This is a genomic window from Moorena sp. (assembly GCF_982860115.1).
This window is the reverse complement of sequence record NZ_CEYLVT010000081.1, coordinates 19886-29257: the sequence shown is the minus strand read 5'-3', so window position 1 is coordinate 29257 and position 9372 is coordinate 19886. Positions and strand designations below refer to the sequence as shown.

The 9372-nt window shown below is 42.3% G+C and carries 6 protein-coding genes; all 6 read left to right on the top strand.

Annotation, left to right across the window (positions count from 1 at the left end; all coding sequences use genetic code 11):
* Positions 1-138 precede the first annotated feature (138 nt).
* The gene (locus tag AC4II3_RS15700; RefSeq protein WP_488014141.1) at positions 139-1362 is read left to right on the top strand and encodes a glycosyltransferase family 2 protein; all 1224 of its coding nucleotides are present in this window, start codon (positions 139-141) and stop codon (positions 1360-1362) included.
* Positions 1363-1971: 609 nt separating this feature from the next.
* The gene (locus tag AC4II3_RS15695) at positions 1972-4164 is read left to right on the top strand and encodes a GumC family protein (RefSeq protein ID WP_488014143.1); all 2193 of its coding nucleotides are present in this window, start codon (positions 1972-1974) and stop codon (positions 4162-4164) included.
* A gap of 368 nt (positions 4165-4532) precedes the next feature.
* Positions 4533-5798, top strand: a complete 1266-nt coding sequence (locus tag AC4II3_RS15690; protein ID WP_488014145.1) for a glycosyltransferase family 4 protein — start codon at positions 4533-4535, stop codon at positions 5796-5798.
* A gap of 75 nt (positions 5799-5873) precedes the next feature.
* Positions 5874-6896, top strand: a complete 1023-nt coding sequence (locus tag AC4II3_RS15685) for a glycosyltransferase family protein (RefSeq protein WP_488014147.1) — start codon at positions 5874-5876, stop codon at positions 6894-6896.
* A gap of 136 nt (positions 6897-7032) precedes the next feature.
* A complete protein-coding gene (locus tag AC4II3_RS15680; protein ID WP_488029478.1) occupies positions 7033-8391 on the top strand; it encodes an oligosaccharide flippase family protein in 1359 nt (452 codons plus the stop codon).
* A 138-nt stretch (positions 8392-8529) separates the two neighbouring features.
* Positions 8530-9327: a 2OG-Fe(II) oxygenase gene (locus tag AC4II3_RS15675; RefSeq protein ID WP_488014151.1), complete on the top strand. Its 798-nt coding sequence runs from the start codon at positions 8530-8532 to the stop codon at positions 9325-9327.
* Positions 9328-9372: the final 45 nt, after the last annotated feature.

The window sequence follows — 9372 nt, the reverse complement described above, 5'->3', positions numbered from 1 at the left end:
TTGCCTATTGCCTATTGCCTATTGCCTATTGCCTATTGCCTGTTCCCTATTCCCTATTCCCTATTCCCTATTCCCTATTCCCTATTGCCTGTTCCCTAAAAAAAAATCACTTAGTTTAAGCTTTAAGGATGTTCAATTGTGTTAGCTAATCAGCCATTAATCTCATTGATTGATATTCCATTCTTGGTAATAGCATTTGCCCTTATCGTTCCAATTACAGTTCTTTTTATTGAATGTAGTGCAGCAATTTTGCCTAATCGCTCTGAGCCATGGTCGGATGCTAGCAAACCCCGACCAACGGTGGCTGTTTTAGTTCCAGCTCACAATGAAGCCTCTGATATCAGTGCCACCCTGGAAACATTACTACCTCAGCTTACAGAGCAAGACCAACTAATAGTCATTGCTGATAATTGCACTGATGACACGGCAGCAGTGGCTCGGAAATCTGGCGCTATTGTAATTGAACGACAGGATCATGAGCGTAGAGGTAAGGGATATGCCTTAGACTTCGGTATGGGGTTTATTGAGCCTAATCCACCGGATGTCGTGGTGGTGGTTGATGCAGACTGTATGGTTGCTGAAGGAACAATTTCACGGATTTCCCGCCTTGCGATCGCTACACAACGACCGGTTCAGTCAACTTACTTAATGACACAACCAGACAAACCGGTAGTAAAGGATTTGATCTCTACCCTGGCGGTGAAATTCAAAAATACAGTCCGTCCGAGTGGGTTACATCGACTGGGCTTACCTTGTTTGTTAACCGGTTCAGGAATGGCGTTCCCCTGGTCAGTGATTAACAAAATCTCTTTGGCTGGCAGTAAAACAGTTGATGATATGCAGTTGGCTTTGGATTTAGCGATCACTGGACATTCCCCAATATATTGCCAACAAGCAAGAGTCACAGGTCGTCTGATGAAAGACGCTTCAGCAAAGAGTCAAAGGTCACGCTGGGAGCATGGTCATATCGAGACTTTGCTCAACCAAGTTCCTAAGTTGCTCAAAGAGTCTATTCGTCAAAGACGTTTCGACCTATTAGCGATCGCATTAGACTTATGTGTGCCACCATTGTCCCTATTGGTTCTAATTTGGGTGGCTGCTACAGGGGGATCTTTACTAGGGGTAGCCTTAGGAGGATCATGGATAAGTACTATTGTCTTACTAATCGAAGGAGTGCTGCTGTTAATTGCGATTGTTGAAGGTTGGGCTAAGTTTTGCCGAGCAGACTTTCCGATCCTGATGCTCTTAGCTGTCCCGGTTTACATTCTGTGGAAAATTCCCCTCTATCTGGCTTTTCTGGTGGAACCTCAGACCAAGTGGATTCGCACAGAACGGGATGCAGTCGATACCCCATCATCCTAATCAACGGATTCTACTAGGGGAGATCATTCTCTGGTCTATTCTTTAGCCTAGGTATAGAATTCTTAAATAATTGTTTGATTATCAGGGTTAATTGAATTTTTAATATCATAATTTAGCCCACGGAATTATCCTTGGGCTTACCGACTTTGGATATCACTATTTGATAGTTTACCCACAAATACTATCAACATTATATAATTAAATATAATTAAACCTGAGGATAATACCAAGTATTTAAATTAAAAATACCAATCTATATCACTCATGATATAGTAATAGTGAATTTATCGGTAGCCGTAATTTACATAATTGGTATAAACTTGATTTATAGTTATTAATATAAATTACTGTTTACATGACAAAAATATCAATAAAAAAAGACTATAAATAACCCAAACAAAAGGAGTTTAGAGCACTTCGTAATATTGATAAATTTTCATTCTACATCGATAAACTATAGCATCGATGTGAAAAGGGTTATACACCTGGACAATCCGGATTATTGCCCTGAGAGTTGGTAATTATTAGTGTCTCCCTGCAGAAATTAGCATCCTCTTGGATATACAACAGGGGGCTGAAACCTTATCAACTAGTAAAAGGGGCAGACAATTGCAACAACTAACATTAAACGAGCAAGATGAGTTAAATACTCCTCAAAAAGGATTAAATCTCGGTCCGCTTTTGAGGATTGCCCGACGCCAAGCCATGGTGGTTTCAGGGATTGCAGGTTTAGTGACTGTTGCTGCTACATTGTTGAGTAGCAAATCTCCCTCTATATATTCAGGTAATTTTCAGCTGTTAGTCGAACCAGTCACATCTGCTGCAGCAATATCGACTGAACCAATGACCCTTACTCGGGGTCAGGGAACAATACCTGGTGCGGGAAATTTTGAACTGGACTATGCAACTCAGATTAAAATCCTAACCAGTCCTGAAATCTTATCTAAAATAGTCAATAAAATTAAATTCCAGTATCCAGATTTTACCCTTGGGGTACTTCAGTATTCTTTAAAAGTTGAACGTCTCGAAGAAGAAAGTCAAGGGGAAGATACTAAAATCCTATCAGTTACTTATACTGGAACAGATGAAAAACTAGTAGAATTGGTCTTAGAAACAACAGCTGAAGAATATGAAAAGTATAGTTTAGAAGACCGGAAAACCCGCATTGGTCAAGGAGTTATATTTATTAATGATCAACTCCCTAAATTACAGGATCGAGTTAATAGTCTCCAAGGAAAGCTACAAAACCTGCAACAGCAGTATCAGCTAATTGAGCCTCAATTTGATGGGGAACAATTGTCAGATAAAGTTCGTCAAATTGGCGATCAAAAAAGAGATACAACCAGGCAACTACAAGAGCTAATAAACTTAAAAAACAGCTTACAAAGACAATTAAAGCTATCGCCAACTGAAGCTTTAGCTTCTTCTGCCTTAAGTGAAGATCCTAACTATCAGAAGTTACTGGCGGATCTTAAAGAAATAGAAAGTCAAATTGCGATAGAATCCGCCCGCTTTCAGCCAGATAGCCCTAATATTCAAACTCTACTAGAGCAACGGCAAAATCTACAAAATCTTCTCAATCGGGAATTACAACGGATTCTGGGTCAGAACTTAGGAGGTCAACCGATTAACCCCCGAGTGCGAACCCTTCAAAATCCAATTCGTTTACAACTGATTCAACAATTGGTTGATACCACCAACCAAATTGAGGTACTACAGGTTCGTAATCAGGCTCTGATACAAACCAAAAACACTGTTGATCGCGAAGTCCAAGAATTCCCGATTTTTGTTCGTAAGTATAATGATCTACAGCGGCAGTTACAAATTGCTACTCAAACTCTCAACCAACTGGAAACTCAAAAAGAGACCTTGCAGGTGGAGAAAGCTCAACGGGAAGTGCCTTGGGAGATAGTTTCTCAACCTCAGCTTTTGCGCGATCCGACCGGTAAACCGATCGCAGAATCTAGTCAGAATAAGTTGATATTTCTAGGACTTATGGGCGGTTTAAGCTTAGGGATGGGTACAGTTCTACTTTATGATAAGTATCGGAATATATTCTATGAAATTAAAGATATTGAAGAAAGCCATAATTTACCGGTTTTAGGAGAAATACCATTTAGTAAAAATCCTGAAATATTCAATAACTATAGTGTAGAGTTTAGCAACGATGATGACAATAAATCTGAGGATCATCGATTTAAAAAAGCATTCGACTCTCTCTACACTAACATGCATTTTAGGTTTTGTAATCCACCCCTGCGATCAATCGCGATTTGTTCGGCTATGGCTGGGGATGGTAAGTCTAGTGTAGCCTTAAACCTAGCACACATGGCAGCCTCCAAAGGTCAGCGAGTTCTATTAGTAGATGCTAATCTCCATTCACCTCAACTTCACTCTAATTTGAATTTACAGAATTTGCCAGGACTGAGCGAGTTGCTATCAAACGACCAAGAGGTTGTGATGGAGCGATCGCCTTTCTCAGATAATCTTTTTGTGTTGACTTCTGGGCAATCCTTAGAAGATTATGCTCAAGATCTGGCGTCTACTCGCATGGAAAAGATTATGGGGCATTTTCAGGAAAAATTTGACTTGGTTATCTATGACACTCCTAATCTACTGAACTATACAGACGCCAATTTCCTAGCTGCCAATACAGATGGAATCTTGATGGTGGTGGGATTAAGAGGAACTAAGAAATCTCAATTCAAGCAAGTCCTCGATCAAATAGACAGGTTTGGCTTAAGCTGTCTGGGGGTAGTAGTTAATCGTGTTCAACCATCTTCCCTGACTGTCTCACCCTAGAATATCGGTTGCTGAAGGGTTGTTCGCGTAGCGAACAACCTTCAACCAAAACTAACCTTCAACCTGCCAACCTGCCACCAAAACGAATTCTGCCGGACAGGATATGACCTATCTCTGATGCGATCGCAATCCGGATTCTGACTTCACACTTAGTAAGAACAATTAGGAACATACTGTCACCAAATTTGCTTTAGTCTAAGGAGACAGCAAAATTGGTACGGACATGGAGCCTAATCAAGTGATGTTAACGAAGGGGTTACATCCCTTGAAACATTTGAGGATTTTTCTCGATCTATTTCATCTCTTAGATAAGGTGTCAATCTACGAAAAATTCCTAGACACAGACATACGGTTGCCCCGAGTTCACGATGACAATTGCCTATCTAGTTAATCAATATCCTAAGGTAAGTCACAGCTTCATCCGGCGAGAGATTGCAGGCCTTGAGGCTTGCGGTATTCAAGTCAAACGTTTTTCTATCCGTTCCTGCGCCTCTCAACTAGTTGATCAAGCGGATCAACTAGAGCTACAGAAGACTCGATTTGTCTTAGGAGTTGGCATCGTGGGCTTGTGTTTTAGCCTATTACGCACTGCCTTAACCAGACCGATACGTCTTTTGAAGACCTTAGGGCTGACCCTCAAAATCGGCTGGGGTTCAGACCGAGGAGTTTTGAATCATCTAGCCTACTTAGCTGAGGCTTGCGTTCTGCTGGGTTGGTTTTCCGAGTCAGATATTGAAAGGGTTCACGCCCACTTCGGAACAAACTCAACTACAGTAGCGATGTTATGTCATGCTCTCGGTGGACCATCTTACAGCTTCACAGTTCATGGTCCAGAAGAATTTGATAAATCTCAACTTTTAGCTTTAAGAGAAAAAATCAACCGAGCTGCTTTTGTGGTCGCTGTTAGCTCCTTTGGCAAAAGCCAGCTTTATCGATGGTGCAGCCACAATCAGTGGTCAAAAATCCATGTGATTCACTGTGGTGTGGATGAGATGTTTTTGAGTAAACCCCACACCCCCATACCAGAGGTGCCACGCTTAGTTTGCGTTGGTCGCCTCAGTGAACAAAAAGGACATCTACTCTTGATTGAAGCGGCGCATCAGTTAGCAGCTCAGGGCTTGCAGTTCAAGTTGGTACTAGTGGGTGATGGACCGTTGCGTACGCAAATTGAAGGGACTATTGCCCAGTTGGGTTTGCAAAACCACATTGAGATTACTGGCTGGGCTAGTAATACTGAGGTTCAGCAACAAATTTTAGCAGCACGAGCTCTGGTACTGCCCAGCTTTGCGGAAGGATTACCAGTGGTGCTCATGGAAGCTTTAGCCCTGGGTCGTCCCGTGATTACTACTTATGTTGCTGGGATACCTGAGTTGGTCAGTGATGGCAGCTGTGGTTGGCTGGTGCCACCAGCCTCTGTTGAAGCCTTAACCGCAGCAATGGCTGAAGCCTTAAACTCCCCGGTGGAAACCCTAGAGGAAATGGGTAAAGCTGGGGCGGAGCGGGTTGCTAGGCGGCATGATGTCGCAACAGAAGCTAAGAAATTGTCAGGCCTATTTTTGTCTAATCCTGAACTAAATTCAAAGCAAGTTCCTATTGAGGCAGCACCAAGCAGTGCTAAGCTCTCACGTATTTAAATTGTGAATCAAATTGTGAATCGGGGCAACAAATGAGCATTTTCAAGAATTTTTTTTATTTTTAACAGTTAGCTGATGCGTTTTGTATTTTTGCTTCCAGACTTTTCAACAAGCACTACTTGGCAACTAATATACCGTTTCATTAGCCGTCCTAAGCTAAAGCCAATTCAGAGTTGGGTTTGGGGTAGGTGGCTTTATAAATCCGAAGTAAACGGCGGAGACCTCAATATCATGCGTCACTGCTTGGCCGCTCGGGAATCTGGGGCTGATGCAGTAATTGCCACCATGACTGGTCGTAACACCTTTGGTAATACTTGGGGGATTCACAATTTACCCTTTATCCGTTGGGCAGATCGTCGTCCGGATGATGTATGCATTATTCCTGATTGGCTCACACGATTTATTAATGATGTCAAAGGACCTGCGATCGCTTATCTCCAGGTTCCAATTTTGGTTAAAGCTGATTTTGACTATCGAGATAGCCGTGTGGCTCTTTGGACAGACTCTCCCTTCATGAAGGAAGTATGCGAAGCCGCTTATCCTGGCAAGGACATTGAGATCGTTCCCAATGTCGTTGATAAGGAGGCATTTCCATTTATTCCTCAAGCAGAAAGAGAAGCAGGTTTGGTCTTCGCCTTTCCCAGAAAAGGCCCTGAGTTCATCACCCAGACTGAGGAATGGTATCAAAAGCTAGGTGGTACATACTGGAGATTTGAGCGTGTAGATGGACTTCCCTTTCAGGAACTAGCAAAGCAGTTTAGACGACCACAAGTCTTCCTGGCATCTGCAGAAGTTGAGGGTTGTGCCCTTCCTCCCCAAGAATCCATGGCAGCAGGAATTGTAGTAGTGGGTAAGACTGCCCGTGGGGCAAATTTCTGCATGGAACACCGTAAGACTGCGATGGCTGCGGAGACTCCTGAGGCTGCAGCACGATGTCTTTTGGAACTAGAGCATGCAGAACTTCGTGACAATATTTCACGCAATGCTCACAACTATATCAGTCGTTATTTTTCATCTCAAGAGCCAGCCCGTTTCTGGCAAAAGAACGTTCGGGAGTATTCATCTGGTGGTCAACAAGTAGTATCTACATCGCGGTAACTTAAAACCTAAAACCTACATTACACAACATACTCAGATATCAGCTGTAGAGCCAATCTTTAAAACTAACCAAATTATCTGATGCCTTTAAGTCTGCAACCCCACCCATCCCGTCTACCTACTCGGAAATCTAACCATGTCCTCATCACTTAAAAAACAACTCCTCCGTGGGGCTATTTGGACAGTAGCTGGTTATGGAACAAGTCAGTTTCTGAGACTGGCAAGTAATCTTGTTCTGACCCGGCTGCTTGCACCAGACTTTTTCGGCTTAATGGCTCTAGCCAACGTTTTCATCATTGGCTTACGATTATTCTCCGATGTCGGCATTGGTCCAAGCATCATCCAGAATAAACGTGGGGATGACCCAGTTTTTCTGAATACTATCTGGACTATTCAGGTTTTGCGGGGAATTGTGCTGTGGGTGTCTTGTCTGATAATTACTTGGCCAGTTGCCCATTTCTATAATAACCCGCAGCTGTTATGGCTGATGCCAGTAATTGGTGTGATTCCACTGATTGAGGGATTTAACTCCACTGCTGTGTGGAGCCTCAACCGCCACATGGCATTTGGCAAGATCATGATGTTTGAGCTGGTGGTGCAATTGTCCGGCCTGATCGTGATGCTCGTTTGGGCTTTTTTCAATCGGACAATCTGGGCTCTTGCTGCTGGAAATGTGGTGACAGCATTGGCCAAAATGATATTCAGTCATTGGTTAATTCCCGGAATATCAAACCGCTTTACCTGGGAGAAAGAGGCAGCTAACAGCATTTTTTCCTTCGGAAAATGGATATTTATTTCAACCGCGCTTACCTTTCTCGCGACCCAAGCCGACCGACTAATTCTAGGCAAATTGTTTTCATTCACACTATTAGGGATTTATGGTGTTGCCTTTAATTTAGCATACCTACCTTCTCAGGTAATTTCGGCAATTAGTTCTAAGGTTCTTTTGCCAACTTTTTCTCAGCTTGCTGATTTGCCTCGGGAAACCTTTCGGATCAAAATTTGGTACAATCGCCAACTTATCCTAGTGGTTGCAGCATTGATGTTGACAGTCAGTACTGCTTTTGGAGATATTGCGATTTTTATCTTATATGATGAGAGGTTTTATGAGGCGGCTTGGATGTTACCAATCTTGACTCTAGGCATCTGGCCTGCATTATTGATTGATACCGTTCAGCAAGCTCTGATGGCTCTTGGAAAGCCAAACTATAACGCTTACAGTCAACTGGTCAAGAGTCTTAATGTTTGTATTGGTATACCCCTAGGATTTTATGTGATGCAAAAGTTTGGCAATGGACCACTCGGAGCAGTAGTCGTGATTGCCTTCAATGACATTCTCCCTTATCTAGTAATAACTTATGGTCTCTGTCGTGAAGGGCTTTCCTTTATTAAGCAAGACCTCTGGGCTACTGCACTACTGTTGACATTACTGATGTGGGTGATTTGGGCTCGATATATGTTGGGGTTTGGATATCCCATCAGTGGACTTTTTTAAAACAGGGAGCAGGGAGCAGGGAGCAGGGAGCAGGGAATAAAACTTATCACAATTCCTACAAAAATAAATTGTATTAATTACTAATAACAAAAATACTAGCCATATAAATTTACTAATAGACTAAAATTGGAGAATAAAATGGATTCAAAATTAAACTATTGCCTAGACCCGGAAAAGTTAACTAGCTTTGCGAAGGAGCATTGTGAAGCCTACGCCCAGGCTCAGCCATTTCCACACATTATCATGGATAACTTCTTTCCAGAGGATATCCTAGAGAATATTCTGAATGAGTTTCCTAAAGCGGATGCAATTGATTGGCAAAAGTTTGAGGCTGCCCCAGAAAAAAAACTGGCCTCAAAATCGGAAATACAAATGGGAGAGTACACCCGTTTTTTTCTGTATCAACTCAATTCATCAACGTTCATTAATTTTTTAGAAACATTAACTGGTATTGATGGAATCATCCCTGATCCTCATTTTGTTGGTGGTGGCTTGCATCAGATCGAAAAAGGTGGTTACTTAAAAATCCATGCTGATTTCAATCGCCATACAAAATTGCGCCTTGACCGCCGCTTAAATCTTCTGATCTATCTCAACAAAGATTGGGAAGAAGACTATGGTGGTTATTTTGAAATGTGGGATGAAAAAATGACAAAGTCTGAGAAAAAAATTCTCCCCATCTTCAACCGATGTGTCATATTTAATACTACAGATTTTTCCTATCACGGACATCCTGATCCATTAACTTGTCCAGAAGGACGGACTCGGAAATCCTTGGCACTTTACTACTACAGCAATGGCAGACCAGCTGAAGAGCTTTCCAAGGGTGGGGATCATTCGACATTATTTAAGGCTCGACCAGGAGAAAAAATAGAACTTAAAAAATCTCCAGTCACCAAAGTCAAAACATTTATTAAGAAGTTAATTATTGAGTAAGCGGTCAGCGGTCAGCCGTCAGCCGTCAGTGGTCAGCGGTCAGCG

Bases quoted from the DNA above. Each gene is read 5' to 3' on its own strand.
- AC4II3_RS15680 (WP_488029478.1), top strand. From the start codon at position 7,033: ATGTCCTCATCACTTAAAAAACAACTCCTCCGTGGGGCTATTTGGACA.
- AC4II3_RS15685 (WP_488014147.1), top strand. From the start codon at position 5,874: ATGCGTTTTGTATTTTTGCTTCCAGACTTTTCAACAAGCACTACTTGG.
- AC4II3_RS15675 (WP_488014151.1), top strand. From the start codon at position 8,530: ATGGATTCAAAATTAAACTATTGCCTAGACCCGGAAAAGTTAACTAGC.
- AC4II3_RS15690 (WP_488014145.1), top strand. From the start codon at position 4,533: ATGACAATTGCCTATCTAGTTAATCAATATCCTAAGGTAAGTCACAGC.